Source organism: Anaeromyxobacter sp. SG64 (genome assembly GCF_022690745.1).
GTDB lineage: Bacteria > Myxococcota > Myxococcia > Myxococcales > Anaeromyxobacteraceae > Anaeromyxobacter > Anaeromyxobacter soli.
On record NZ_JALCZB010000020.1, the window covers coordinates 24,292 to 50,071 of the forward strand.

A 25,780-nucleotide genomic window follows, 5' to 3' on the forward strand; every position below is an offset into this window, starting at 1 on the left:
CGCCGGCGGCTCAATCCTTCCGGGGGCGGGTCCGCTCGCCGAGCAGCGCCTCGACCTCCGCGGCCGATCCCAGCTCCACGGCGCGCTGCGCGAGCTCCCGGGCCGCGTCGAGGCGGGTCTCGCGGATGGCGTTCTTCACCTCGAGCATCTCGCCCGGGGCGACGCTGAACGCGCGCAGGCCGAGGCCGAGGAGGAGCTCGGTGTGGAGCGGATCGCCGGCCATCTCGCCGCAGATGGTGAGCTCACGGGCGGCGGCCTCCGCGGCCTCCGCGACGGAGCGGATGAGGCGCAGCACTCCCGGGTGCAGGGGCTGGTAGTAGGGAGCGATGGTCTCGTCCTCGCGATCGGCCGCGAGCACGTACTGCACGAGGTCGTTCGTCCCGAGGCTCAGGAACTCGACCTCCCGCGCCAGCGTGCGCGCCATCAGTGCCGCCGAGGGGACCTCGATCATCGCGCCCAGCGGGACGTCGGGGTTGAAGCGCAGGCCCTCGGCGGCGAGCTCCGCCTGCACCTGCCTCACCATCCGGCGGGCTTCCCGGACCTCTTCCAGCCCGCCGACGACGGGGAGCAGGATGGAGGCCGGGTGATCCGCGCTGACGCGCAGGAACGCCCGCAACTGCGGCTTCAGCACCTCGGGGTGGCGGAGCAGGAGCCGGACACCGCGCTGCGCGAGCGAGGGGTTGCGGGCGGGCGGCAGGGGGAAGTACGGCAGGACCTTGTCGCCGCCGAGGTCGAGGAGACGGAAGACGACCTTCCGCGGGTGGAAGCGCTCCGCCGCCCGCGCGAGGTACTCGTACTGCTCCTCCTCGGTGGGGAACGCCGGGCGGATCGAGAACGCGAACTCGGTGCGGTAGAGGCCGATCCCCTCGGCCTCGAAGCGGAGCGCGGACTCCGTGTCCGCGAGCTTGTTCACGTTGGCGTAGAGCGGGACCGCCGTGCCGTCGCGCGTCACCGAGGGCACGCCGACGAGGTGCGTGAGCTCCTCCTTGCCGGCGCGGAGCTCCGCCTCCACGCGATCGTACTCGCGCTCCAGCGCAGGCTCCGGGTTGACGAAGACCACGCCCCCGATGCCGTCCACGATCAGCCGATCTCCCGTCCTGATCCGGAGCGACGCCTCGGGCACCCCGGCGACGGCGGGGGTCCCCAGGGAGCGCGCCAGGATCGAGCTGTGCGAGAACCGGTTGCCCCGCTCCGTCACGAGGCCGCCGACGCGGTCGAGCTCGAGGCGCGCCGTCACGGACGGCAGGAGCTCCTCCGTCACGATGATGGCGCCCGCGGGGATGACGAGGCTCGAGGGGCCCCGGCGCTCGATGAGCGTCGACAGGACCCGGCGGCCCACGTCGCGGACGTCGGCCGCGCGCTCGCGGAGGTAGGCGTCGGGGATCGCCTCGATGATCCGCAGGTACTCGTCGATCACCTCCGAGAGCGCCGCCTCGACGTTGATGAGCTTCTCCCGGACCCGGCGGAGGACCCGGTCGCGCAGCTCCGGATCGTCCACCGCGAGCGCCTGGGCACCGAAGATGTCGGCCTGGCTCTGGCCGAGCCGCTCGGTCACGTCCGCCTGGAGCGCGGCCAGCTCCGCGCCGGCGGTGGCCAGGGCTGCGTCCAGGCGCAGCCGCTCGCCCTCCACCTCGGACGGGTGGATGCTGCGCCGGGGGGCCGCGGACCGGTAGCCGCACGCGATGACGAGGGCCTTGCCCCGCGCGACTCCCGGCGACACGCCCGTGCCTCTGAGCATCTGAGGGATCCTTTCTTCGCTCATAAGCGGCGGCGGGCCGCGGCCGCCACGAAGACGGGCCGCGCCGTCCGCCCCCGCTCCCCACCCGGTCGGGCGCGCGAGCGACCGGGGGAGCCCGCCTCGCGTGGGCCCCGAGCGTGCACGGGAATGGGGCGCGCCGCTGCCGCCGGGCCGCGCCCGGCCTTATCGAGCAGGGAGATGGAGCTCCTGCTCATTCGCCACGCCATCGCCGAGCGGGCCTCGTCGCGCGGCGAGGCGGCCGACGCGCGCCGGCCGCTGACGGCCGAGGGACGCCGGCGCATGGCCCGGGGTGCGCGGGGGCTCATGGCGCTCGTCGCGGAGCTCGACGCCGTCGTCCCGAGCCCCCTCGTCCGGGCCGTCGAGACGGCGCGGATCGTCGCGGACGCGTTCGAGCTCTCGCCCGAGGAAGGGCTCCCGGCGCTCGCGCCGGGCCATCCGCCCCAGGAGCTGCTCGAGTGGCTCCGCGCGTCGCGCCACGGCGGGACCGTCGCGCTCGTCGGGCACGAGCCGCACCTCTCTGGCCTCGCGGCGCTCCTCGTCGCCGGCGATCCCGAGCCGCTGTTCACCTTTCGCAAAGGCGGCGCGTGCCTCCTCGAGCTCGACGGCGCCCCGCGGCCGGGGGGAGGGCGGCTGCGCTGGCTCGCGACGGCGAGGCTCTTGCGCCTGCTCGGGGCGCGGAAGGCGAGGTGACGCGCACACCGTCGAGCGCGTCCAGGGAGGCGCTCGCTCGCCGCCCGCCTCGCCGGTGGCGGGTCGTGACGCCGGACCGCAGATTCGAGGCATGCCCATCTCGTCCGTTCCCGCCCGCACGGAGGGCGGATTCCACGTCGTCGTCGAGGCGCCGCGCGGCGCGACGCTCAAGCTCAAGCACGATCCGGAGCTCGACGTGATGATCGGCCACCGGCCGCTGCCGCTCGGGTTCGCCTACCCGTACGACTGGGGCTTCGTGCCGGGGACGAAGGCCTCCGACGGCGACCCGGTGGACGCGCTCGTCTACTGGGACGTCGCGAGCTACCCCGGCGTCGTCCTCCGCTGCCGCGCACTCGGGGTCCTCGCGCTCGAGCAGGACGCGAAGGGCGGAGGACGGGAGCGGAACGACCGGATCCTCGCGCTCCCGCTCGTCCACCCCCGCGGCGCCGCGCTGCGCACGCATCGGGACCTCGACGGCCGGGTGCTCGAGGAGATCGAGCACTTCTTCACGTCGTCCGTGTTCTTCGAGCCGAAGCACCCCCGCGTCCTCGGATGGCACGGGCCCGAGGACGTGGAGCGGCTCCTCGCCGGGAGCTAGCGCGTGGCGAAGCCGACGGAGATCCCCGGGCTCGAGCCCGGCACGCCGCTCTCCGTGGCGGGCCCGCTCCTCGTCCGCGCGCGCCTCGACGACGTGCGCCGGTACGAGGCCGCGGCCGTGGGGACGGGCGACGGCGAGCCGGACGTGGACGCGGTGCACGACATGCGGATCGCGACGCGGCGGCTGCGCGCCGCGCTCCAGCTCTTCGGCCGCGGCGACCTCGCGGCGCTCGAGGACGAGGTGAAGGCGCTCCAGGACGCGCTCGGCGAGGTCCGCGACGGCCAGGTGCAGCGGCGCTGGTTCGAGCGGCACGCCCGGAGGCAGGATGGCGGCGGGCGGCTCGCGGCGTGGGCGGGCGGAGGCCTGCCGAGGGCCAGCAAGCGGCTGCGCCGCGCGATCCGTGGCTGGCAGGGCGCCGTCGCGCCCTCGATCGCGCGCGCCGCGGACGACGCGGCAGGGAAGGGGCGGCTCCAGGGGAAGCGGCTCGCGAAGGAGGTGAGGGCGCGGCTCGCGACCTTGAAGCGCCGCCTCGCGGCCGCGCGGGACGCGCGATCGCCACGGAAGGTGCACCGCCTCCGCATCGCGGCGAAGAAGCTCCGCTACGTCGCCGAGCTCGTGGAGCCCGGCTTCCCGGGCGCGGCGAAGGGGATGCTCGCCGCGCTCGTGCCGCTCCAGGAGCGGCTCGGCGATCTCCACGACACGGACGTGCGGATCGAGCGGCTCGAGCGCCTCGCCCGCCGGGGCCAGCGGCGCGAGCGCCGGGCCGCGCGCGCGACGCTCGCCGTCCTCCACGAGGAGCGCGCCCGCGAGGCCCGGGCGCTCCGGCGCGAGCTCTCGCGGTGGCGGGAGGAGAGGGTGGTCCGGGCGCTGCGGCGCGGGTTCTCGCGCGGCGGACGGCGCGTGAAGCTCGGGGTGAAGGTCGCGGCGGCGGCGAACGGGCACGCGGCGGACGCGCCGGCGGCGTGACGACGCGGCTCGAGGTCGCGGTCGCGGCTCGCGACCGGGCCCTACCTCCGCGCTCGCTCGACGTGGATCGACGCGTGGAAGACGGCGCGGAAGAGCGACGCCTCCCGGGCGACGTCCCACAGCTCGAGGTCCACGGGGCCGCGGGTCCGCGCGAGCACCCTCACGACGCCGTTCTTCCGGGCGGCCCGGACGGAGACGACCGGCTGGTGGTGGCTCCGGTCGAGCGCGTCCGCGACGCGCAGCAGGGCGACGAGCCGCCGCACGAGCCGGAACTCGCCCGCGGGGAGGTCCTCGAGATCCGGGCGGTGCCGCTCCGGCGGGCTGCGCCGGTGATAGCGGGCGACGAGCGCGACGAGGAGCCGCTCCCTGTCGGACAGCCCGGGGATGTCGGCGCTCGAGACGAGGTAGAAGGTGTGCTTGTGGTGGCGGGTCGGCGAGACGGCGTGCCCGACGTCGTGGAGGAGCGCCGCCGCCTCGAGCAGCCCGCGCGCGCTCGCGGGGAGCGCGTGCAGCTCGGCGAGCTGATCGAAGAGATCGAGCGCGAGGCGCGCCGTCTGCCGGGCGTGGCCCTCGTCGAAGTTGAACCGGCGGCCGAACGCGAGCGCCGCCGCGGCGCGAGAGGCCTGGGCGGCCGCGACCGCCGCCGGCGACCGGCGCGCGAGGTCGACGAGGATGCCGTTGCGGAGCCCGGTGTCGACCGCGGCGATCGAGTCGAGGCCGAGGTGGCGCATCGCCGCCTCGAGGATCACGGCGCCCGCGACGATGATCTCCGCGCGGCGGGGCTCGAACCGCCTGCGCCGCTCCGCGATGGAGTCGGAGGCGAGCTCCTCGACCGCGCGCTTCACGTCCCGGAGCGTCATGCGGCGGCCCTCGCCGTGGGCCGCGACGATGGCGTTGATCGTCCCGGACGACCCGAGCGCCACGTTGCCGTGCGGCAGCCGCCGCGGAACGGAGTCGCGGAACGCCTCGTCGGCGAAGCTGCGCATGGCCGCGAGCCGCTGCGGCGAGACCTTCCCCGCCGAGCCGAAGATCTCGGTCAGCCGGACCGCGCCGAGCCCGACGCTGTAGAGATCCTTCGCCTCCTCCCCCACGGCGGTCGCGACCTCGGTCGACCCGCCGCCGATGTCGAGGACGAGCGAGCGCGCGCGCCGGGGCCGGCCGTTCAGCACGCCGCGGCAGATGAGGCGGGCCTCCTCGCGCCCGGAGACGACCTCGAGGTCGAGCCCGGTCTCGCGCTTCACGCGCTTCACGAGGTCGTCGCGGTTCCGCGCCTCGCGGACGGCGCTCGTCGCGACGGCGCGCACGGTGGCGTGGTAGCGGCGGCAGAGGGCCGCGTACCGGCGGAGGGCCGAGAGGAGCCGGTCGGCGACCTCGCGGGACATCGAGCCGGTGGCGAAGACCCCCTCGCCCGGGCGCACCGGATCGCGCTCCTGGTGGAGGGTCTCGAGCGTGCCGTCAGGCAGCGGGCGCGCGATCTCGAGGCGCACCGCGTTCGTCCCCACGTCGATGGCCGCGAGGATGCGCTGTCCTTCGTGGTCGTGCGCCAATCGGCCTCCCGCGTCGAGTCTATTCGCCCGCACGGTCGCAGGAACGGCCGGGATGCGAGTGGGCTCACACGGGCCGGGTGGCGGACCGCGCCGCTCGGCAAGGGTTCTAGCACCGGGGGTGCCCCGAGGGTCCTCGATCCCCCTTACGTTCCAGACCGGAACGGCGTGGAACACGCGGGGCCGCGATCGTGCGCCGGCGCGCCGGGCGCGCGGTCGGAGGCGCCCCGCGGGAAATCGCTGGGCCGGAGCGGCGAGCGCAAGAGCGCCGCGCCGGCGGGTCGCGCCGCGCGCGGAAGGCACGCGAGGTGCACCGCCCGGCGACCGAACCCCGTCCCGAGGAGCCTCTTCCGATGACCGGATCGCCCCGTGAGCTCGACCTTCGCAAGCTGCCGCCGGAGCTGCGGCACGGCCTCGTGTTCCAGACCTTCGACGCGCTCGGACCGGGCGAGGCGCTCGTGATCGTGAACGACCACGACCCGGCGCCGCTGCTGCAGCAGTTCCGGTTCGTGCGGCCCGGCCAGGCGGAGTCCGAGTACCTCGAGCGCGGCCCGGCCGACTGGCGCGTCCGCATCGCGAGGAGAGCGAGCCCCTGACCACGGACGGCGCGGGCCGGCCCCGCGCTCGCGGAGCCGGCCCGGACTCACCGCGCGCCAGGCGTCCTCACCTCGACGCGCTCTTCGGCGCGTCCTTCACGAGCTCGACGTCGAGCGTGATGGCGATCTCGTCCCCGACCGCCGGGCCGGCCTCGACGAGCTTGTTCCAGGAGAGGCCGTAGTCCTTGCGGCTGATCTTCGTGACGGCCGAGAACGCGCGGCGGGTCTCGCCGTACATGCCCTTCACCTCGGGCGACGTCGTCACGTCGAGCGTGACGGGCTTCGTGACGCCGTGCAGGGTGAGGTCGCCCGCGACCTTCAGCTTGTCCTTGCCCGCCTTGGTGACCTTGGCCGACTTGAAGGTGATGGCCGGGTACTTCGCCGTGTCGAGGAAGTCGGGCGACTTGAGGTGCGCGTCCCGGTCGGCGACGCGGGTGTCGATGCTGTTCGCGTCGATCGTCACCTCGACCGTGGAGCGCGCCGGATCCGCGTCGTCGAGCTGCGCGACGCCCGAGTACTTCGTGAACTCGCCGCGGACCGTCGAGATGACGAGGTGCTTCACGGCGAAGCCGACCTGCGAGTGGGACGCGTCGACGTTCCAGGCGGCAGGCGCGGCGAGCGCGAGCATCGGGGCGACGGCGAGCAGCGAGGCGAGGAGCTTCTTCATGTTCGGCCTTCCTTCGGGAGAGCGTTGGGGGCCGCGGCGGCGGTCTCATCGGCGGGGCGGGGCCTTCTCTCGGCCCTCTCCCGCTGCCGCTCGGCACGGGAGCATTCTTGGCGGCGTTCCCGATGCGGCGCAATCGGCGCCTTAGCACAGGTCTGTTCCAGGATTGGAACGGTCGGTCCTGCCGGTCGGCGCGACCGCGTCGGACCGCGCCGCATTCGCGCGCACGTGCGCGGGCCGGCGGCGATCCGCGCCCTCGGCGCCGTTCGGGCGAGCGTCACTGCGCGCGGCCGTCCACGCGGATCGGTGAGCCAGAGGAGCGCACGGGTGATCTCCTCACCACGATGCGGGCACGCCGATCGTCCGAACCCGAAGGCCCTCGTCCGCAATGCGAAGGTGAGCGCGCCTCGGAGCGTATCGTGGGGTGGACCGGTCGAGGCGTGCGCGACGAGAGGCCGGGCTCGGGCAGGCTCGTCGCGCGGCGCGACCCGGCCGGCGTGGAAGGAGGCAGGGCATGTTCCCCGCATCGAGAGGCGTATTCGGGAGGGGTCTCGCGCTCGCGCTGGCGATGGCGCTGGCGAGCGGCATCGCACGGGCCGCACCGCCGCAGGCACCCGCCGAGGCTGCGGCATTCGAGGTGGACGCGAAGGTCGTGCTCGCTGCGTTCGTCGCCCTCGCGGACGGCCACCTTCGGAAGATGGCGGACTCGCTCCAGGTGCTCGCGCTGTCCGAGCAGACGCGCTCCGCCGACTGGGCAAACATCGAGCGCCAGCTCGGCGAGATCGCCAAGCTGAACGACGCCGCGCTCAACTGGTTCGCCCTGCCAGACGGGTCGTACTGGAGCGTCCAGAACGGCCGCGAGAAGGGAAACCTCTCCACGCGGGCCTACTTTCCGAAGGTCCTCGCAGGGGAGACCGTGATCGGCGACCTCGTCGTCAGCAAGGCGACGGGCAAGGGCGTCGCCATCGTCGCCGTGCCGGTGAAGGGTCGCGACGGCGTCGTGTCCGGCGTCCTCGGCGCGTCGATCTACCTCGGCAAGCTGAGCGCCCGGATCCGCGAGGAGATGAATGTCGGAGACGACCTCATCTTCTACTCGTTCGACGCGACGCCGCTCCTCGCGATCGTATGGGATCCCACGCTCGTCTTCACGAACCCGAAGGAGCTCGGCCCCGAGGTCGACAAGGCCTTCACGGAGATGCTGTCGAAGAAGGAGGGCGTGGTTCGATATACGTTCCGTGAACGCCAGCGGACGGTCGTGTTCAGCAAGTCCGCCGTGACCGGGTGGTGGTACGGGTTCGGCGTTGTCCAGGCGCCGCAGAGCGCCCGCGCCGAGACGCCGCCGGGGAAGGCGGGCGCGACGCGGTGACGGCGGGGGCGCGGCTCGCTCGGCGCGACGAGCCGCGCCGCCGTCAGGGCTTGATGAACGTCCCCGCGCGGAGCTCCGCGAGCGCCTCGGCGATCTCCTCGCGGGTGTTCATGACGAACGGGCCGTAGCGTGCGTACGGCTCGCGGAGCGGCTGCGCCGACAGGAGCAGGAAGCGCGCGCCCGCGCCGCCGGCGTGGACGCGGACGACGTCACCGTCCTCCAGGATGGCGAGGTGCGGGGCGCGGATGGCGGGCCCGCGCGAGGGCGCGGCGCCGCCCACGCTCACCTCTCCCTGGAAGACGTAGAGGATCGCGGTGTGGCCGCGCGGCACCGGCTGCTCGAAGGTCCGGCCGGCAGGGAGCGCGATGTCGAGGTAGGTCGGTCCCGCGAAGATCTCGCGGACCGCGCCGGGAACGCCGTCCACCTCGCCCGCCACCACGCGGATGCGGGCGCCGTCGGGGCGCGCGACCTCGGGGATCGCGCTCGAGGGCACGTCCTGGTAGCGCGGCCGGGTCATCTTGAGCTTCGCGGGCAGGTTCACCCAGATCTGGAAGCCGTCGAGCCGGCGCGGTCCGACCTTCGGCATCTCCTCGTGCAGGATGCCGCTCCCCGCGGTCATCCACTGCACGTCGCCCGCCCCGATGACGCCCGAGCTCCCGAGGCTGTCCCGATGGGCAACGCTGCCGTCGAGCATGTAGGTGATGGTCTCGATGCCCCGGTGCGGGTGCATGGGGAAGCCGGCGACGTAGTCGTTCGCGTTTTCCGACCCGAAATGGTCGAAGAGGAAGAACGGGTCGAGGTGGTCGAGCCGCTCCGTGGCGATGCTGCGCTGGAGCCGCACGCCTGCGCCGTCGCTCGTCGCGACGGGGGTCACCACGTCCTTCAGTCCTCGCTCGATCATGGGTCTCTCCGACGGGATCCATAACCGCCGAGGCGATCGGGACAAGTCGCGCGCGCGCACCACCGTGTCCCGCGGCGCGGAACAATCCCGGCTCGAGGCTCCTCGCGCGAGGGCCGTTCGCTCGCCCCGCGCGTCGCACCCGGCGGCGCGGCCCTGCCCGCCAGCCGCGATTGCGGGGCCCCGCGAGACGCGAGCAGCGTTACCCTTCGCCCGAGGAGCCGCATGCGCCTTCCCGGAAATGGAGCTCGAGGCCGCCGGACCGAGCGCGAGACGAGCGTGGAGGGGCGCCCGCGGCTCGGCCGGAACGTGATCGCGCTCGCGGTGGTGAGCTTCCTCACCGACGTCTCGAGCGAGATGATCTACCCGCTCCTGCCGCTCTTCCTGTCGAGCGTGCTCCACGCGAGCGCGAGCGCGGTGGGGCTCATCGAGGGAACTGCGGAGACCACCGCCGCGCTCCTCAAGCTCGCCAGCGGGTGGTGGTCGGATCGGGTCCGGAGGCGCAAGCCGCTCGTCCTCCTCGGCTACGTGATCTCCTCGTTCGCGCGCCCGCTCGTCGCCGTCGCGCAGGCGGCCTCGCAGGTTCTCGTCATCCGGGTCGTGGACCGCGTCGGCAAGGGCGTGCGGACGTCGCCGCGCGACGCGCTCATCGCGGACTCGGTCGCGCCGTCCATCCGCGGCAGGGCCTTCGGCCTCCACCGGGCAGGCGACCACGCGGGCGCGGTCGTCGGGCCGCTCATCGCATTCGCGATCCTGACGTGGTGGACGGGCGCGCCGCTCCGGCGCGTCTTCTGGCTGGCGGCGATCCCCGGCGTGCTCTCGGTGCTGGTCCTCGCATCCGCCGTGTCGGAGGTGCCGCGCGAGGTGGACGGGAGGCGCGAGGCCCCCGCCGCGTCAGGCCCGCTGGGTCGAGGGTTCTGGCGCTACCTCGTCGTGCTCCTCGTCTTCACGCTCGGCAACGCGACCGACGCGTTCCTCCTCCTGCGCGCCTCCCAGCTCGGCGTGAACCAGGCGCTCACCCCGATCCTCTGGGCGCTGCTGCACGTCGTGAAGTCCCTCTCCAGCACCCCCGGCGGCGCGCTCTCGGATCGGGTCGGACGCAAGCCGCTCATCGTCGTCGGCTGGGCGGTCTATGCCCTCGTCTACTTCCTCTTCGGCCACGCGAGCGCAGCGTGGCACGCGTGGGCCCTCTTCTCCCTGTACGGCGTCTACTTCGGGCTCACCGAGGGAGCGGAGAAGGCGCTCGTGGCCGACCTCGTCCCGCCCGACCGGCGCGGCGCCGCGTTCGGCTGGTACAACCTCGCGATCGGGCTCGGCGCGCTCCCGGCCTCGGTGATCTTCGGCCTGATCTGGGACCGGCTGGGATCTCCCGCCGCGTTCGCCTACGGCGCGACGCTTGCGTTCGTGGCGGCGGTCGCGCTCCTCGTGGTCGTGCCCGGCAGGCGCGAGGCTCGTGGACGCTGACGGGCGAGGGGGTCGAGCGCCGGCAGGGCGCGCGAGAAGGCGAGGGCGGAGCGGCGGGGGGCGCTCGGGTCCCGGGACGCGGGGCCCGCCGACGGTCGTCAGGGACGCGTGGCGGCCTTCGGGCGGGCCTCTCCGAACCGGAGGGCGGTGTCGGCGGGGAGCTTGCGGAGCTGCTCGATCCGCAGCACGGGAGGCGACCACGAGACGGCGATCCGGACCTCGACCTTGTCCCCGACGCGCACGTCGTCGAGCGCGGCCTCCGGCGAAACGTCGAACGGCATCACCATCGAGCCCATCCCCACCACCGTCCCCGCCTCGTTCGCGAAGTCGTCGATGGGCTCGTGACGGATGGAGACCTGCCGCGCCGCGGCGGAGAGCCGCACGATCTCGCCGCGCACGGTGTAGCGCCGCGCGTTCGCAGGCGCGGCGTCTCCGGAGCGTGAGCCACCCTCGCGGCAACCCGGGCCCGTCGCGAGGAGCGCGCCCGCGAGCGTCAGCATCACCGGATAGAGCCACTTCAGCCACGCGGTACGGGTCGGACCGGAGGTCATCCCGTCATCTTCATCGCCGCCTGCCGCGGCCGCATGCGGCATGGTGTCACCTCGCGTGCTCCCCCGGCCCCTCCGCGATCAGGTCACGCAGCACGACGGCGCCGTTGTGCTCCCGGTCGCGCGCGCCGTAGACGAGCGTCACCGTACGGTGCGCTGCGCGGCGGCCGAGCTCCGCGAGGAGCACCTGCGCCGGGCCCGTCCCGAGCTCGGCGTGGTAGCGCCGCGCGAACTCGTGGAAGCGGGCGGGGTCGTGCCCGAACCAGCGCCGGAGCCCCGGGCTCGGCGCGAGGTCCTTCGCCCACAGGTCGAGCGCGAGCGCCTCCTTCTTCACGCCGCGCGGCCAGAGCCGGTCCACGAGCACGCGGTAGCCATCGCTCCGCTCGGGCCCGTCGTAGGCGCGCTTCAATCGGATCATCCGCTCCTCGCCCGCGTTATACGGGGGCGCACACCGTCGCGCGCGAGAAACGCGACCGCGAGCCAGGAGGAGTGCGTTCATGATTTCCGAGGAGATTCGCGCAGCGCTGACGCAGGAGGGCTCGGCCGCCTTCGTGACGGAGGGGCCGGCGGGGCCGCACCTCGTCGCGACGTGGAACAGCTACCTCCGCGTCCTCGACGACACCACCCTCGCGTTCCCCGCCGGCGGCTACCGGCGGACGGAGGAGAACGTCCGGAGCGGCAGCGGGGTGCAGATGATCCTGGGGGCCAAGCACCCGAAGGGCGTCGGCTTCCGCCTCTCCGGACGCGCCGAGTTCCAGGTGGGCACGCCGGTCCACGAGCAGCTGAAGCGGGACTTCCCCTGGTGCCGGGCCGCCGTGCTGCTCCACGTGGCGCAGGCGGAGAAGGTGCTCGGCTAGCGCGCCGGGAGTCGGGGCGCGCCGCCGCTCCCCCGGGCGGCGGACGCCAAGACCTCGCGCGGGCGTGAGATGCGGCCGGCTCCGGCGGCTACGCCAGGGCGGCCGTCGCGCTGCACGCCTCGGCGCACGAGCGGCACGCGTTGGCGCAGGCCTTCATCTGCGCGTCGCCCGCGAACTCCTCGCAGGACTCCTCGCAGGCCTTGCAGATCTCCGCACACGTCGCGCACTGGTGGGCGTGGAACGCGGACTCGCGTGACATGAGCGCCACGCTCATGCGGCAGCTCTCCGCGCAGTCCATCAGGAGCTTCACGTGATCGGCGGCCGCGTGCTCGCCGCCCTTCTGCAGGCAGTGCGCGAGGGTCTGCTCGCAGACGCTGAAGCACGACAGGCATTCCTGGATGGACCGCCGCATCTGCTCGGCCATGTGGCTGAAGTGCGGCGTCGCCTGGAAGGTCGCCTGGAAGCCTTGCTGCCCGCTGACGGTGGCCATGTCCCCTCCGCTTTGGTTTCGAGGGTTCGGAGGGGAACATTGGGGGGACGGGCCTTCGGGACAAGCCGGGCGGAGTGCCCGGCCCGTGCGTGAGCGCCCCGGCGCCGGCTCCCTACTGCTTCTCGACCACGCCGCAGGCGATGCGCGCGCCCGAGTTGCCGGCGGGATCGGTCTTCTCGTCGTCGGGGTCGGCGTGGATGACCAGGGCCGTGCCGTCCGGGCCGAGCAGCGAGCCCTCGCCGGCGCCCAGGGTGGCCCCCTTCGCGGTGAAGGTCGCCTTCGCCTTGCCGTCCTTCCCCACCGTGAGGTTCGGCAGGTCGCCGGCGTGCACGCCCTCCGGGTTGTGGACGCCGTGCTTCTTGCCGAACGGGTTGAAGTGACCGCCGGCCGACTTGAAGTCGGGCGGCTCGCACTTGGCCGCTCCGTGGAGGTGGATGCCGTGCTTCCCCGGCGGGAGCCCGGCCACCGCGACCGCGAGCTTCACGCCGCCGCGAGTCGGCGTGAGCGTGGCCGTCCCGACCTCCTTGCCGTCGGCGTCCTTCAGGACCGCCTTCGCGGCGGGAGCGGCGGCGGTGACGGTGAGTGGAACGGCGAGAGCCAGGAACAGGGAGAACGCTCGAGTCGTCATGCGCGACAGGTACGGCGGGCGTGTTGCCGCGGCTCGGACCGGAAGGGTGCGCCCTTTCGCGGGCAGTGCACCTCGATCCAGGGGCAGGGATCCGCCGAAGCTCACGGCCGGCAGACCCGTGTGGCGGACGTCCGCAGAGTGTGGCGAACGGTCGCGGGCGCGGCAGAGTGTCGCGTCGTCCGATGATCCCGAACAATGGATTGGGCAATCACCGCCGATCCTCGGGCCTGACGCATTGCAATCGGGCCCCGTTCCTCTGCTACTGTCCGCCGCACGCCGCTCGGACCACGGTCACTGTTCTCCTCACAGTGCGCTCCCACGCGCACCCGCCCCGCGAGGAACACCCCATGGCGACGCCCGCCCTGAAGGCTCATCCCGACACGCTCCGCACCCTGCCCGGCGACGACGTCCGGCAGCTCATGTGGCGGTTCGCGGAACGGTACGACCTGCAGATGCTGGTGCAGTCCGCGCGCGGCGTCGCGCGCGGCCCGGTCGCGCGCCTCGTCGCGGAGGGCGGGAGGAACGAGCACGAGTGGACCGCGCGCAAGAACGAGCTCCTCGCCCACTACGACGCGTCGGGGATCACGGCGGCGTTCATGGAGCCGGAGGAGGGCGGCTTCATCGCCGGCCCGAAGAACCTCGCCCTCGCGCTCGCCGCCTTCGAGCTCGCCTGGGTGGACGCGGGCGCGGCGACCGGCGCCCTCGCCGGCTTCCTGGGCCTGTCGCCCATCCACGAGCGCGGCACGCCCGAGCAGGTGCGCCACTACATGAGCCTCGCCGCGCCCGCGAAGCCCGGCGAGGACCGGCGGCCCTGGCGCGCGGCGTTCGCGCTCACCGAGCCCATTCCCTACGTCGGCGTGGACACCGGCATGCTCTCCGGGAAGGTGAGCGTGGCGGAGTGGAAGGAGGGCGAGGAGCCCGTGCTGCGGGTCGAGAAGCGCGGCCGGTTCATCACGAACATGGGGTTCGCGAACTTCGTCACCGCCGCGGTGGACACCGACGATCCGCGCATCAAGTCCTCGTGCCTCGTCATCCTCGAGGAGACGGACGCGGGGACGTTCGACCGCGGCACCCCCACGAAGAAGCTCGTGCACCAGCTCTCCTCGACGAGCGATCCCATCTTCAGCCTGCAAGTTCCGGCGAGCCGCATCGTCGGCGGGTACACCGTGAAGGACGGCGTCATCGTCCCGAGGTTCGACCACTCCGAGGTGATCGAGGCGGTGTTCCGGCGCACGCGCGTGACGGTCGGCGTCATGACCTCCGCGAAGCTGCTCAGCGCGATCGAGCCGGTCATCCGCTACCAGCGCGGGCGGTTCCGCGGCGCCGAGCAGGCCGCGCCCGGATCGGTGCGCTACGAGCTCGGCATCCAGCAGCGCGAGGACGCGCTGCACCGGCTCGTCGAGGTCTGGGCGGCGGGCGAGGCGGGCGCGTCGCTGGGCTTCGCGACGGCTCGCCTGTTCGACGAGCTCGATCCGCTCGAGCGGCGCAAGGACGCCGCGCTCGCGGCCCAGGGCATCTCCGGCATGAAGGCCACCCTCAAGTGGACGAAGGCCCTCGAGCAGAAGGGGCTCGAGCTCCTGGAGCTCGAGGCGCACCCCCGCGGCGAGAAGCAGGAGGCGCGCATCGCGGAGCTCCGCGCCGACGAGCTCGTCCGGTTCGCGCTCCTCGACGCGCAGGCGAACGTCCTCTGCCCCGCGACGAAGCTCTGGAACACCGGCGTCGGCGCGAGCGTGATGCGCGAGGCGGTCTCGCTCATGGGCGGCTACGGCATCACGGAGGACTGCCCGGGGTTCCTCGGCCAGAAGTGGATGGACGCCCAGCTCGAGGCGACCTACGAGGGCCCCGAGGCCGTGCAGCGCCGGCAGCTCTCGGTGACGATGGCGAACCCGCTCTTCCTCGCGCAGCAGAAGGCGTGGGTCCGCGAGCTGCGCCACGTGGCGGGCGCGCATCCGGGCACCGGGGCCTGCGCGCTCGCGTCGGCGATGGAGCTCTGGCTCTGGACGTACCGGCACCTCGAGCGGTCGACGGACGCGGACGGCGCGAAGCTCGTCCAGTCGCCGCGGCAGGGGGTGACCTTCAAGCTCGCGGACGCGCTCGGCTGGCTCATGGCCGCGCGCAGCCAGATCCTCGACGCGGTCGTGCTCGCCGAGGAGGGCGCGCCGGTGCTCGGCGAGGCGCACGCGGGCACGGCCCGCTTCTTCGCGGACCTGTGCCACGTCCAGGCGGCGCGCGCCGCGGGCGAGGTGGGGCGCATCTGCGCCGAGCTCGTCCACGGCTACAACCGCCACCCGTCGTGGGACGCGGAGGGGTGCGCGGCGTGCTGGTCGGCGAGCGACGCCGAGGCGCTCGAGGGGATCATCCCCGGCCTCGCGGGCTGCACCGGCGACGTGGTCGCCGAGGGCGGCCACCCGGACAAGGAGGGCCCCTGCGCCTCCTGCCAGGGCATCAGCGACTTCCGGACGATGCGGGTGAAGATCGACGGGTGCCTGACGGGCGCGTTGCTCGCGAAGGACCGCGCGGCGGAGGCGCTCTCGAAGGTGATGATCCCCGAGGCGCTCGACTACCCGCAGTAGCCGCGGCGGCCTTCGTCGCCAGGGAGACGCCATTGCAGCCCCTCGGGACCCAGGAACAGCCGGAGCGCCAGACGATGTCCGTGGACATCGCCTGCGTCGGCTTCGGGCCGGCCACGGCCGGCTTCCTCACCACCCTGTCGCGCCGTCTCTCCGCGTCCGACCTCCCGCCACTCGAGAGCGCCGCGGCGCCGGGCCTGCCGCTGCAGGTGGTCTGCTACGAGCGCGCCGACGACCTCGGCTTCGGCGTGTCGGGCGTCGTGACGCGCGCCCGCGGCCTGCGCGCCGCGTTCCCGGACCTCGACGGCGCGCAGATCCCCATGGCGGCGAGGGTGAAGGACGAGCGCGTCCTCTACCTGCTCGATCCCCTCGGCGCGAGCCGCCGGTCGGCCTCGCTGCGCGCGGCGGATCGGACCATCCGCGCGCTGCGCGGCGTGCTGCCCTTCGCCGACGAGGCGCTCGAGCTCCCCTTCACGCCCGAGTTCCTGCACAAGCAGGACGGTTTCGTCTTCTCGATGGGCCAGCTCATGCAGTGGATGAGCGCCCAGGTGCTCGCGTCCGGCGCGGTCCAGCTCTGGCCGGGGACACCCGTCGCGCGGGCGCTCGTCGAGGACGGCAAGGTCCGGGGCGTCCGCCTCGTCGACCAGGGCGTCGATCGCCAGGGGCTCCCGGACGCCGCGTTCATGCCGGGCATGGACGTCCGGGCCGCGCTGACCGTCGTCGGCGACGGGCCGGTCGGCGCGGTCGGGCGCCAGCTCGACGCCGAGCTCGGCATGCCCCCCGGGAACGCGCGGCGCGAGTGGGCGGTCGGCATGAAGTTCGTGGTCGACCTCCCGGAGGAAACGCGCCTCGAGCCGGGCACGGTGCTCCACACGCTCGGGTTCCCGGAGCCGGAGATCTTCGGGTTCCTGTACGTCCACCCGGATCACGTCGCGTCGGTCGGCATCTTCGTCCCGAGCGGCTTCGCGTCGCCGGCGCGCACGACCTATCGCTACCTACAGCACTACGTCCAGCACCCCGCGATCTGGCGGCACCTCGAGGGCGCGCGCCTCCGGTCCTGGGGGGCGAAGTCGCTCCTCGAGTCCGGGCGGCGCGGCGAGCCGTTCCTCGCGGGCGACGGGTTCGCGCGGATCGGCGAGGGCTCCGGCTCGACGAACGTCCTCACGTCCTCGGGCGTGGACGAGGCCTTCACGACGGGCGTCCAGCTCGCGGAGGGCGTCATCGCGCTCCTAGAGGCGGGGAGGCCGCTCACGAAGGAGGGCCTGGAGGAGGCCTACGTCGCCCGTCGCCGCGCGAGCTGGATCGAGGCGGAGGCGAGGATCGCCGAGAAGGCGCGCGACGGCTTCCAGCGCGGGTTCGTGCCCGGCCTCGTCGGGATGGCGCTCGCGGGCCTCACGCGCGGCAGGGTGTCGCTCGGCCACGAGCCGCCGCACCCGGCCGACGCGGTCGGCACGCTGGAGGACTTCTACGCGGGCCGGATCCCGGCCGAGGAGCTCGCGCGGCTGCGGGCGGAGTGCGAGGCGAGGGGCGTCCCGCTGCACGACGCGCTCATGGATCGCGCCGGCTGGCCGGCCGTGCCGCTCGACGGGAAGCTCCTCGTGTCGCAGCAGGACGCGCTCCTCATGGGCGGCAAGGTCCAGGCGCCCCCCGGCTACGCGGATCACGTCGGGTTCCGCTCCGCCGAGCGCTGCCGCGCCTGCGGCAAGCGCGTCTGCGTCGAGATCTGCTCGGCCGAGGCGCTCCGGCCGGGCGCCGACGGCGTGCCGAGCTTCGATCGCGAGAAGTGCGTCCACTGCGGCGCGTGCCTGTGGAGCTGCACCGGACGCCTCGAGGGGACCGACGAGGTGAACCTCGAGCTCCGCGCCGGGACGGGCGGGCTTCACTCCGCGGAGAACTGATCGCAAACCCCGCCCCCGCCGCTCGCCGGCGGGCGCGCACGACGAGGAGCCCATGAGCACCGGATACCAGATCGTCGTCCTCGGGAGCGTCGTCCCGGACCCGCTCCAGACCCTCGAGCCCGCCCAGACGCCGCAGGGGCCGGGCCTCAAGAACGAGCTCATGCTGCCGCACGTGCTCGACCCGTGGGCCGCCCACGCGCTGTACGAGGCGGCGAACCTCGCGGCGCGAACGCCGGGCTCGAAGGTGACGCTCCTCTCGCTCGGCCCGAAGGCGAAGCTCCAGCAGGTCATGATGGCGGTCGGCCAGCGGGTCCCCTTCGAGCTCGTCGCGCTCGACGGCCCCGCCGGCGGCTTCACCGATCCCCACGAGGTCGCGGCGAGGCTCGCCGACGCCGTGAAGGCGCTCCCCGGCCTCGATCGCTCCCGGCTGCTCCTGTTCGGCGGCTGGGAGTCGGCCTCGCGCGGTGCGGGCGTCACCCTCCAGCTCGTCGGCGAGCGGCTCGAGATCCCCGATCAGTTCCAGGGCGTCGACCAGCTCACGCCAGGTCCGGACGGCGCGTTCGAGGTGCTCGAGCGCGTGGAGGGCGGGAGGCACCAGGTGTCCTCCTGCGCCGGCGCCCCCGCGGTGCTCGGCTGGGCGACCGGCAGCCTCGGCGAGCCCAAGAACAACCCGCAGGTCGGCATGGCCAACATGCGCGCGATCATGCCGGCCCTGCAGAAGGCCGCGCCCGCGCCGGTCGGCACCGGTCGCGTCGAGTACCTCTCGGTCGCCGTGCCGAGGACGCAGCGCGAGACCCGCATCGTGAAGGACATGAGCCCCGACGACGTCGCGCGCGAGCTCGTCGAGTGGATCGCCCAGGACTAGCGCGAGGGAGCCCGACCATGGACACCGTCCTCCTCCTCACCCACACCGAGGCCGATGGCGGCCTCCCGCGCGCCGCGCTCGAGGCGCTCTCCGCGGCGCGCGCTGTCGGCGGGCCGCTCGCCGTCGGCCTGTTCGGCGCCTCCGTCGAGCGGGCGGCCGCGGCGCTCGCGGGCGCAGGCGCCACGAAGGTGCTCGCCGTCGAGGGCCCCGCCTTCGACGACCCGCGTTACGGCACCGACGCGGCGGCCGCCACGGCGCTCGCCAGGGCCTCCGGCGCGACCGTCGTCGTCGCGCCCGCGACGAGCCGAATGGCGCGCGTGGCGGCCGGGGTCGCGCAGCGGCTCGGCGGGCGCGTGGACACCCACGTGACGCAGGTCGCGTCCGACGGCGGCGTCGCCATCACCCGCTGGTTCTACAAGCAGCGCATCGAGGCGAAGCTCCGGCGCGAGGAGCGCCCCTGGGTGCTGCTCGTCGATCCGGGCGCGTACCCCGCGGCGACGGTCGAAGGCGGCGCCTCCCCCGTGGTCGAGCGGCTCGCGCTCTCCGCCGACGGCCTGACGCGGACGAAGGTCCTGGGGCTGCGGGCGCCCTCGTCGGGCGAGCAGACGATCCGCCCCGACGCGAAGCTCCTCTTCGTCGCCGGGGCGGGCTGGACGAAGAAGCAGGCGTCCGGGAAGCCCGAGCCGGAGCGCGCCGAGCAGCTCATCCTCGGCCTCCTGCGAAGCGCCGGCGCCTCGCTCGGTTCGTCCAAGTCGCTCGTGGATCAGGCGGGGGAGGGGCAGAAGGTGTTCGAGTTCATGACACACCTGAACCAGGTCGGCCAGACCGGCTCCACCCCTCGCCATCCCAAGGGGCTCGCGACCTGCTGCCACGGTGAGGAGCCGCACGTCGTCGGCTGGCGCTTCATCCGCGAGCGGCGCGCGGTGAACCTCGACGCGGGCTGCGGGTGGGCGAGGGGCAAGGCGGACGTGCTGTACGTGGCGGACGCCTTCGCGGTGATGGAGAAGGTGAACGCGCTTCTCGCCGCGAAGAGGTGACGAACCTCGACCGGCCGGCGCCGGACCAGGCCCCGCTCCTCTCGCGTCGCCGGGTTCGCGGAGCCGGCAGACGAGCGCTCGCGCCAGGCAGCCCTTTGCCGACACCGCCCGGACGGTGTATGGCTACGCCCGCATGAAGACGCTCACCGAGCTCAGCGGATCCCTGATTAGGACGGCGGCGGCCGCGGTCGCCCAGGCCCGGCGTTCACTCCCGGCCGAGGAGAAGCCGGCCGCCCCCGTCGCCGCGGCCGCCGAGGCGCCGGCCCCGGCCGCGCCGGAGGGCGCTGTCGCCGAGGCGCCCACCGAGGCGCAGGAGGCCGCGCCGGTCGAGGCCGCTGCGCCCGCCGAGACGGCGGAGGCAGCGCCCGCGGCGACGGCAGAGGCGCCGAAGCCCGCGGCGGAGGGAGAGAGCGAGGCGGTCAAGGCCGCGCTCGACGCCGCAGTGGCGACGGCCACGGGCCTGTCGGGCGATCGGCTCGCCATGCTTCGCGCCGCCGTCGAGGTGGTGGGGCGCCGGGCCGAGGACGTGCGGCTCGTCCGCGTGTTCGGCGTCGAGGAGCCGGTCCCGGGCGCGAAGACGAGCGGCGGTCACCAGTACCTCGTGGACTTCTTCCCGCAGAGCATGAAGCAGACCGTGAGCTCTCCCCGCGACGAGCGCGGCGGCCGCGGTGGCCGTGGCGGTCGCGGTGGACCCGGCGGCGGTCGGGGAGGCGGCGGTGGCGGCCGCGGCGCTGGCGGCACCAAGGCCGGCGCGACCGGCGGCTTCTCGATGGACTCGCTCCGCGAGGATCGCAAGAACGAGCGCGGTCGCGGACGGCCGGGCGGCGGTGGCCGGAGGCCGGGTGGCGGCGCCGGTGGCGGTCGTCCGGGCGGTGCCCCGAAGAAGTAGCCTCGCGCAAGGACCCACCCGACGAGCATGCACGATCCCCTCGCACCGCTCCTGGCGGACGGCGTCATCGAAGAGGTCTGCGCGCGCCTCAAGAGCGGCAAGGAGGCGGACCTCTGGCTCGTCCGCCACGGCGGCGAGGTCGTCGCCGCCAAGGTCTACAAGGCGCGCGAGGCGCGGAGCTTCCGGAACAACGCCGGCTACAAGGAAGGGCGGCAGGTCCGCGACTCGCGCATGCAGCGCGCGATGGACCGGGGCAGCCGCTTCGGGCAGGCCGCCGCCGAGGAGGCGTGGAAGGCGAAGGAGGCCGACGCGCTCCACGCGCTGCACGCCGCCGGCGTCCGGGTCCCCAGGCCGGTGATGTTCTACGAGGGCGTGCTCCTCATGGAGCTCGTCGTCGACGCGAACGGACACCCAGCGCCGCGCCTCGTGGACGCGCAGGTCGCGCCCGAGGAGGCGGCGGCGCTCTACGCCGACCTGCGCAGCCAGATCGTCCGGATGCTCGGGTGCGATCTCATCCACGGCGATCTCTCGCCCTACAACATCCTCCTCGGCTGGAACGGCCCGGTGGTGATCGACTTCCCGCAGGTGGTCGGCGCCGCGCACAACAGCCAGGCGGAGTCGTTCTTCCAGCGCGACCTCGAGAACGTGCGGCGGTTCTTCGCCGGCATCGCCCCCGAGCTCCACGCCGCCTCCGGGGACGGGCACGAGATCTGGCGCGCGTACGTACGGCGCGAGCTCAGCTCCGACTTCGTGCCGAGTGGCCGGCCGCCGGAGCCCGCCGCGCGGGGAGGCGAGAGGCAGGGACAGCGGCACGGGCGCGGTCACGGCGAGCGTCACCCGCAGCGGCCGCAGCAGCAGGAGCCGCGCCGGGATCGCGTCTGGCAGGAACGGCGGGAGCGGCCGGCGCACGCGCCCCCGGCGCGCGAGACCCACGCGCCCGCGCAGCCGCGCGCCCACCACGAGCCCTCCGGGTCCGGGCCGCGGCAGATTTCGCACCTTTCGCCCGGCGCACGCCACGAGCCGACCACGCAGCAGGCCGGACAGCGTCCGGCGCAGCCCGGACAGCGCCAGCAGCAGCAGCCGGGACAGCGCCAGCAGCAGTCCGGGCCGCGCCAGCAGCAGCAGTCCGGGCCGCGCCAGCAGCAGCAGCAGTCCGGGCCGCGCCAGCCGCAGCAGCCCGGACCGCGCCAGCCGCAGCAGCCCGGACAGCGCCAGCCGCAGCAGCAGTCCGGGCCACGCCAGCCGCAGCAGCCCGGACAGCGCCAGCCGCAGCAGCAGTCCGGACCGCGCCAGCCGCAGAACGCGCCGCGCGCGGGCGGACCGCGGCAGCCTGGACGTGGCGGACCGGCCCGTCGCCGCGACGCTCCCGCGCCGGAGGTGATCCGCGTGAGTCGTCCGCCGCTCGGCCCGGCTGCACCCGTCGCACCGCAGCAGGGCAGACCCTCCGGTCCGCCTCCCGGCGCTCCGCGCGGGGAGGGGCCGTCCCCCCAGCACGAGCGCCGTCACCCGCACCGCAGGCGCGGGTAGAACATCGGTCGAGCCGGCGAGGCGCCCGGCGCGTCAGCGTCGCTTCGGCTTCGCCTGGAGCTCGATCGCCACCGGCGTGCTCTTGTCGAAGTCGAAGCGCGCGCGGATCTCGTCTCCCTCGCGCAGGTCCGACAGCTTGGCCGGACGGTCGTCGAGCGTCACGCGGGTCTCCTCCGCCACGTGAAGCTCTGCGGCGGGCGCGCCCTCGCGCGCGATGGTGACGCTGCGCCCCATCCCGAGGAGCCCATCGCCGACCGACTTCACGGTGCCCTTCACCTCGAACGGATGGTCGCTGGCGATGGGCGAGCGAGCGGCCGCCGGGCTGGCGGGCCGCTGGGTCTCGCGCGTGGACGTCGCGCAGCCCGCGAGCCCCGCGGCGAGGACGAGCGCCGACACGAACAGTGACAGTCGCATGATCTTCTCCCTCCCTGCAGAGAAGGTGGCCTCGCGCTCGGCGGGCGGCCACCGGCGCGGCCCGTGCGCCCCGCGGCGAACGCTTCAGGCGCCCTCGACGCGGTCGCGGAGCCGGTAGCCGACGCCCGGCTCGGTGACGAGCAGGCGGGGCCGGGCGGGGTCCGCCTCGACCTTCTTGCGGAGCTCGGCCATGTGCACGCGGACGTAGTGCGCCTCCGTCGCGTTCGGACCCCACACCTCCCGCAGGATCTGACGGTGGGTGAGCACCTTTCCGGCGTGTCGCGCGAGCAGCGCGAGGAGGCGGAACTCGGTCGGCGTGAGCCGCACCTCGCGACCGTCCACGGTCACCTCGCGCCGGGCGAGGTCCACGCGGAGCGGTCCGGCCTCGATCACGGCGGGCTCGCCGGGCCGCGCCTGGGCATGCCGCAGCGCGACCCGGAGCCTGGCGAGCAGCTCGTTCACGCCGAACGGCTTCGTGAGGTAGTCGTCCGCGCCCGCGTCGAGGGCGTTCACCTTGTCCTCCTCGCGGCCTCGCGCCGACAGCACGACGATCGGCGCCGTCGTCCACTCGCGCAGGCGCCGCGCCAGATCCACCCCGTCGCCGTCCGGCAGCGTGAGGTCGAGGAGGTAGACGTCGGGGGTGTGGCTCGTCGCGAGCTGCTCGGCCTCGCGCGCCGTCTCGGCCTCGAGGAGCCGGTACCCCCGCGAGGTGAGGGCGGCGCGCAGGAACCGGCGCACCTGCGCCTCGTCGTCGACGACGAGCACGAGCGGTCCGGTCGCCGTCATGCGCTGCCTTCCGCGGGCTCGGCGGGCGGCGGCCGCTCGGACGGCAAGGGCAGGGTGAGCCGGAACACGGCGCCCCCGCCGGGGCGATTGGCGGCGACGAGCCTGCCCCCGTGCACCTGGGCGATGGCGCGGGCGATGGGCAGGCCCAGGCCGACGCCCCGGACCCCGGCGTGCGCGCCGCGGTGGAACCGCTCGAAGATCCGCTCCTCGTCGCCCGAGGGGATCCCGGGGCCGCGGTCCGCCACGTCCACGGAGAGCGTACCCCCGTCGCGCTCCGCGCGGATGTCGAGCGGCGAGCCCGGGGGCGTGTACTTCGCGGCGTTCTCGAGGAGGTTCCTGAACAGCTGCTCGAGCAGCACCGGATCGATCGAGACGAGCGGCAGATCGTCCGGCAGCGTGGTCGTGACGGGCCTCCCCGCGAGCCGGCGCTCGAGCCGGGTGAGCGCCCCGCCGATCACCTCGACGAGCGGCACCCACTCGCGCTTCGGCTCCACGGTGCCGGAGTCGAGCCGGGTCATGTCGAGCAGGTTCGCGACGAGCCGCTCGAGCCGCTCCGCCTCCTCGCAGATCGCGTCCGTGAGATCCCTCCGCGTGGCGGCATCCAGCTCCGCCTCGGCGCGCAGCGTCGAGGCGGCCCCAGTGATGGCCGCGAGCGGCGTCCGGAGATCGTGGGAGACCGAGGAGAGGAGCCCGCTGCGCAGCTCCTCGGTCTTCGCCCGCAGCGCAGCCTGACGCGCCTCCGCGGCGAGCCGCACGCGATCGAGGGCGAGCGCCACCTGGCGCGCGAGCGCCTCGAGCAGCGTGTGCTGCTCTGCGCCGAGCCCGCGCTCGCCCTCGGTCCGAAGGGCGAGCACCGCGAGGACGTCACCCCACGCGCGCACGGGTGCGCAGATCACCGGCTCCCCGGGGAGGGTGTCGGTCCCGCGCCCGGCGGGCTGCCCGTGCGCGGCGACCCACTGCGCGACCGCGCGCTCGGACGGGCTGAGCGCCGCCTCGCGCGGAACCGCCGCGAGGTCGGAGAGATCGCCGTCGCCACGTACGCGCAGGAACACGACCTCGACGTCGAACGCCTCGGCGATCGCCCTGGCGCACACGGCCGCGACGCCCTCGTCGTCGAGGGCCGCGCCGAGCTCGCGGCTGATCCCATACAGCGCCGAGGTCCTGCGCTCGCGGCCGACCGCCGCCGCCTGCTGCTCGCGCAGCCGCAGCGTGAGGGTGCCGATGACGACGCTCACGCCGAAGAGCATCACGAAGGTGAGGAGGTAACGCGCGTCGGACACGTTCAGCGTGTACGGCGGCGGCACGAAGAAGAAGTCGTACGAGACGACCGCCAGCGCCGCCGCCAGGACGGAGGCGCGGCGTCCGGTGGTGAGCGCCGCGATCATCACCCCGAGCAGGAACAGCATCTCGACGTCGGGGACGCCGAGGAGCGCCCGCGCCGCGCGCGCCACGGCGGTGGTCAGCGCGATGACGACGAGCGCCCGCAGGTATCCGGCGCCGCGCGCGGGCGCTCGCTGCACCGCAGAAACGCGCTCGTGATCATCGTCGGCCCCGCCGGCGAGCACGGTCACCTCGATGTCCCCGCTGCCGCGGATGATGTCGTCGAGGAGGGAGCCGCGAAGCCGGTCGCGCCAGCGCGGGTGGCGCGGCTTGCCGAGCACGATGCGCGTGACGTTGCGCCGCCGGGCGAACTCCAGGATCGCGTCCGGGACGCCCACCCCCGTGAGCCGCGCGACCTCCGCGCCGAGCGACTCGGCGAGGCGCAGGTGGGCCTCGAGGCGTTCGCGATCCTCGTCGCCGAGCGGCGGCCTCCCCGAGGCCTGCACCGACGCGGCGACCCAGGGAGCTCGCAGGCCCGCCGCGATCCGGCGCGCGGCGCGGACGAGCCGGGCCGAGTCGGGCGCGGGGCCGACGCACACGAGGACGCGCTCCGCGGTGGGCCAGGGCACGTCCACCCCGTGCTCCGCGCGATACTCGAGGACGTCGGAGTCCACGCGCTCCGCCATGCGGCGCAGGGCGAGCTCGCGGAGCGCGAGCAGGTTCCCGCGCTGGAAGAAGTGCTCCCGGGCGCGCTCCGCCTGCTCGGGCAGGTACACCTTGCCTTCCCGGAGGCGCTGGAGGAGCTCCTCCGGCGCGACGTCCACGATCTCCACCTCGTCCGCGCGCTCCAGGATGGAGTCGGGCACCGTCTCGCGCACGGGGACGTGCGTGATCTGCTCCACCACGTCGTTCAGGCTCTCGACGTGCTGGACGTTGAGGGTCGTGTACACCTCGACGCCCGCGTCGAGCAGCTCGACCACGTCCTGCCAGCGCTTCGCGTGGCGCGAGCCGGGGGCGTTCGTGTGCGCGAGCTCGTCGAGGAGGAGGATGCGGGGGCGGCGTGCGAGCGCGGCGTCGAGGTCGAACTCCTCGAGCACCCGGCCGCGATACGGCAGCGCACGCCGCGGCAGCATCTCGAGCCCGAGCATGAGGCCGGCCGTGTCGTAGCGGCCGTGGGTCTCGATCGCGCCGATCACCACGTCGACCCCCTCGGCCTCGAGGTCCCGCGCGACCTGCAGCATGCGATACGTCTTGCCCACGCCGGGCGCGAAGCCGAAGAAGATCTTGAACCGCGTGCGCGCCTCGCGCCGCGCCTCGGCCGTGACGCGCGCGAGGAGCGCGTCCGGATCCGGGCGCCCCGGCTGCCGTGTCATGGCCGCGCTCCAGTCACCTCCGAACCCAAGCCA

At 74.3% G+C, this 25,780-nt stretch carries 24 protein-coding genes; 13 read left to right on the forward strand and 11 right to left on the reverse strand.

The annotated features are described in order from the left end of the window. Positions 1-10: 10 nt before the first annotated feature. Positions 11-1,738, reverse strand: coding sequence for a phosphoenolpyruvate--protein phosphotransferase (gene ptsP / locus MNZ29_RS08535; protein ID WP_242336325.1), 1,728 nt, complete (start codon positions 1,736-1,738; stop codon positions 11-13). A gap of 198 nt (positions 1,739-1,936) precedes the next feature. On the opposite strand from ptsP, the gene sixA reads away from it, so the two are divergent. The 3 genes from sixA to MNZ29_RS08550 all read left to right on the forward strand — a co-directional run bounded on the left by sixA (position 1,937) and on the right by MNZ29_RS08550 (position 4,013). After that, positions 1,937-2,449, forward strand: a complete 513-nt coding sequence (sixA, locus tag MNZ29_RS08540; RefSeq protein ID WP_242336328.1) for a phosphohistidine phosphatase SixA — start codon at positions 1,937-1,939, stop codon at positions 2,447-2,449. 91 nt (positions 2,450-2,540) lie between these two features. After that, entirely contained in the window at positions 2,541-3,047 is a 507-nt protein-coding gene (locus MNZ29_RS08545) for an inorganic diphosphatase (RefSeq protein WP_242336331.1), read from the forward strand. A 3-nt stretch (positions 3,048-3,050) separates the two neighbouring features. Then, entirely contained in the window at positions 3,051-4,013 is a 963-nt protein-coding gene (locus MNZ29_RS08550) for a CHAD domain-containing protein (protein ID WP_242354884.1), read from the forward strand. A 41-nt stretch (positions 4,014-4,054) separates the two neighbouring features. Here the strand turns inward: MNZ29_RS08550 and MNZ29_RS08555 are convergent, their stop codons facing one another. Continuing rightward, a complete protein-coding gene (locus tag MNZ29_RS08555) occupies positions 4,055-5,560 on the reverse strand; it encodes a Ppx/GppA phosphatase family protein (protein ID WP_242336337.1) in 1,506 nt (501 codons plus the stop codon). A 350-nt stretch (positions 5,561-5,910) separates the two neighbouring features. Here MNZ29_RS08555 and MNZ29_RS08560 point away from each other — a divergent pair, with 350 nt between their 5' ends. Beyond that, positions 5,911-6,153 carry a DUF2249 domain-containing protein gene (locus MNZ29_RS08560; protein WP_242336339.1) on the forward strand — a complete coding sequence of 81 codons (243 nt, stop codon included), beginning with the start codon at positions 5,911-5,913 and terminating at the stop codon, positions 6,151-6,153. Positions 6,154-6,220: 67 nt separating this feature from the next. Here the strand turns inward: MNZ29_RS08560 and MNZ29_RS08565 are convergent, their stop codons facing one another. Beyond that, positions 6,221-6,820: a YceI family protein gene (locus MNZ29_RS08565; protein ID WP_242354886.1), complete on the reverse strand. Its 600-nt coding sequence runs from the start codon at positions 6,818-6,820 to the stop codon at positions 6,221-6,223. Between the two features lie 511 nt (positions 6,821-7,331). On the opposite strand from MNZ29_RS08565, the gene MNZ29_RS08570 reads away from it, so the two are divergent. Further along, complete coding sequence (locus tag MNZ29_RS08570) at positions 7,332-8,183, forward strand: hypothetical protein (protein WP_242336344.1); 852 nt, start codon at positions 7,332-7,334, stop codon at positions 8,181-8,183. 43 nt (positions 8,184-8,226) lie between these two features. Here MNZ29_RS08570 and MNZ29_RS08575 read toward each other — a convergent pair whose 3' ends face one another. Then, on the reverse strand, positions 8,227-9,084 hold the full coding sequence (locus MNZ29_RS08575) for a pirin family protein (RefSeq protein WP_242354887.1): 858 nt from the start codon (positions 9,082-9,084) through the stop codon (positions 8,227-8,229). A 222-nt stretch (positions 9,085-9,306) separates the two neighbouring features. Between MNZ29_RS08575 and MNZ29_RS08580 the strand changes: the two genes are divergently transcribed. Then, a complete protein-coding gene (locus tag MNZ29_RS08580; protein WP_242354889.1) occupies positions 9,307-10,545 on the forward strand; it encodes an MFS transporter in 1,239 nt (412 codons plus the stop codon). Between the two features lie 98 nt (positions 10,546-10,643). Here MNZ29_RS08580 and MNZ29_RS08585 read toward each other — a convergent pair whose 3' ends face one another. Together MNZ29_RS08585 and MNZ29_RS08590 are read right to left on the reverse strand one after the other, a co-directional pair. After that, the gene (locus MNZ29_RS08585) at positions 10,644-11,096 is read right to left on the reverse strand and encodes a copper-binding protein (RefSeq protein ID WP_242354891.1); all 453 of its coding nucleotides are present in this window, start codon (positions 11,094-11,096) and stop codon (positions 10,644-10,646) included. Positions 11,097-11,142: 46 nt separating this feature from the next. Beyond that, positions 11,143-11,511, reverse strand: a complete 369-nt coding sequence (locus MNZ29_RS08590; protein WP_242354893.1) for a DUF488 domain-containing protein — start codon at positions 11,509-11,511, stop codon at positions 11,143-11,145. 79 nt (positions 11,512-11,590) lie between these two features. On the opposite strand from MNZ29_RS08590, the gene MNZ29_RS08595 reads away from it, so the two are divergent. Next, positions 11,591-11,950 (forward strand): pyridoxamine 5'-phosphate oxidase family protein, encoded by a 360-nt coding sequence (locus MNZ29_RS08595; RefSeq protein WP_242336358.1) that lies wholly within the window; start codon positions 11,591-11,593, stop codon positions 11,948-11,950. 88 nt (positions 11,951-12,038) lie between these two features. On the opposite strand, the gene MNZ29_RS08600 is transcribed toward MNZ29_RS08595, so the two are convergent. Further along, complete coding sequence (locus MNZ29_RS08600; protein ID WP_242354895.1) at positions 12,039-12,440, reverse strand: four-helix bundle copper-binding protein; 402 nt, start codon at positions 12,438-12,440, stop codon at positions 12,039-12,041. A gap of 112 nt (positions 12,441-12,552) precedes the next feature. After that, the gene (locus MNZ29_RS08605) at positions 12,553-13,068 is read right to left on the reverse strand and encodes a superoxide dismutase family protein (RefSeq protein WP_242354898.1); all 516 of its coding nucleotides are present in this window, start codon (positions 13,066-13,068) and stop codon (positions 12,553-12,555) included. Between the two features lie 347 nt (positions 13,069-13,415). Between MNZ29_RS08605 and MNZ29_RS08610 the strand changes: the two genes are divergently transcribed. The 6 genes from MNZ29_RS08610 to MNZ29_RS08635 all read left to right on the forward strand — a co-directional run bounded on the left by MNZ29_RS08610 (position 13,416) and on the right by MNZ29_RS08635 (position 21,854). Next, positions 13,416-15,641: an acyl-CoA dehydrogenase gene (locus tag MNZ29_RS08610; RefSeq protein ID WP_242336366.1), complete on the forward strand. Its 2,226-nt coding sequence runs from the start codon at positions 13,416-13,418 to the stop codon at positions 15,639-15,641. A gap of 74 nt (positions 15,642-15,715) precedes the next feature. Then, a complete protein-coding gene (locus MNZ29_RS08615) occupies positions 15,716-17,536 on the forward strand; it encodes a 4Fe-4S ferredoxin (protein WP_242354900.1) in 1,821 nt (606 codons plus the stop codon). A gap of 52 nt (positions 17,537-17,588) precedes the next feature. After that, positions 17,589-18,401, forward strand: coding sequence for an electron transfer flavoprotein subunit beta (locus tag MNZ29_RS08620; RefSeq protein WP_242336372.1), 813 nt, complete (start codon positions 17,589-17,591; stop codon positions 18,399-18,401). 17 nt (positions 18,402-18,418) lie between these two features. After that, complete coding sequence (locus MNZ29_RS08625; protein WP_242354902.1) at positions 18,419-19,438, forward strand: electron transfer flavoprotein subunit alpha/FixB family protein; 1,020 nt, start codon at positions 18,419-18,421, stop codon at positions 19,436-19,438. A gap of 133 nt (positions 19,439-19,571) precedes the next feature. Then, the gene (locus tag MNZ29_RS08630; protein ID WP_242336378.1) at positions 19,572-20,327 is read left to right on the forward strand and encodes a translation initiation factor 2; all 756 of its coding nucleotides are present in this window, start codon (positions 19,572-19,574) and stop codon (positions 20,325-20,327) included. A 27-nt stretch (positions 20,328-20,354) separates the two neighbouring features. Continuing rightward, positions 20,355-21,854 (forward strand): RIO1 family regulatory kinase/ATPase, encoded by a 1,500-nt coding sequence (locus MNZ29_RS08635; protein WP_242336381.1) that lies wholly within the window; start codon positions 20,355-20,357, stop codon positions 21,852-21,854. Between the two features lie 33 nt (positions 21,855-21,887). Here MNZ29_RS08635 and MNZ29_RS08640 read toward each other — a convergent pair whose 3' ends face one another. The 3 genes from MNZ29_RS08640 to MNZ29_RS08650 form a co-directional block, all read right to left on the reverse strand. Then, on the reverse strand, positions 21,888-22,268 hold the full coding sequence (locus MNZ29_RS08640) for a hypothetical protein (protein WP_242336384.1): 381 nt from the start codon (positions 22,266-22,268) through the stop codon (positions 21,888-21,890). Positions 22,269-22,352: 84 nt separating this feature from the next. Beyond that, a complete protein-coding gene (locus tag MNZ29_RS08645; protein WP_242336387.1) occupies positions 22,353-23,054 on the reverse strand; it encodes a response regulator in 702 nt (233 codons plus the stop codon). Next, entirely contained in the window at positions 23,051-25,747 is a 2,697-nt protein-coding gene (locus MNZ29_RS08650; protein ID WP_242354904.1) for a sensor histidine kinase KdpD, read from the reverse strand. The genes MNZ29_RS08645 and MNZ29_RS08650 overlap by 4 nt, the downstream gene beginning before the upstream one ends. Between the last annotated feature and the right edge of the window lie 33 nt (positions 25,748-25,780).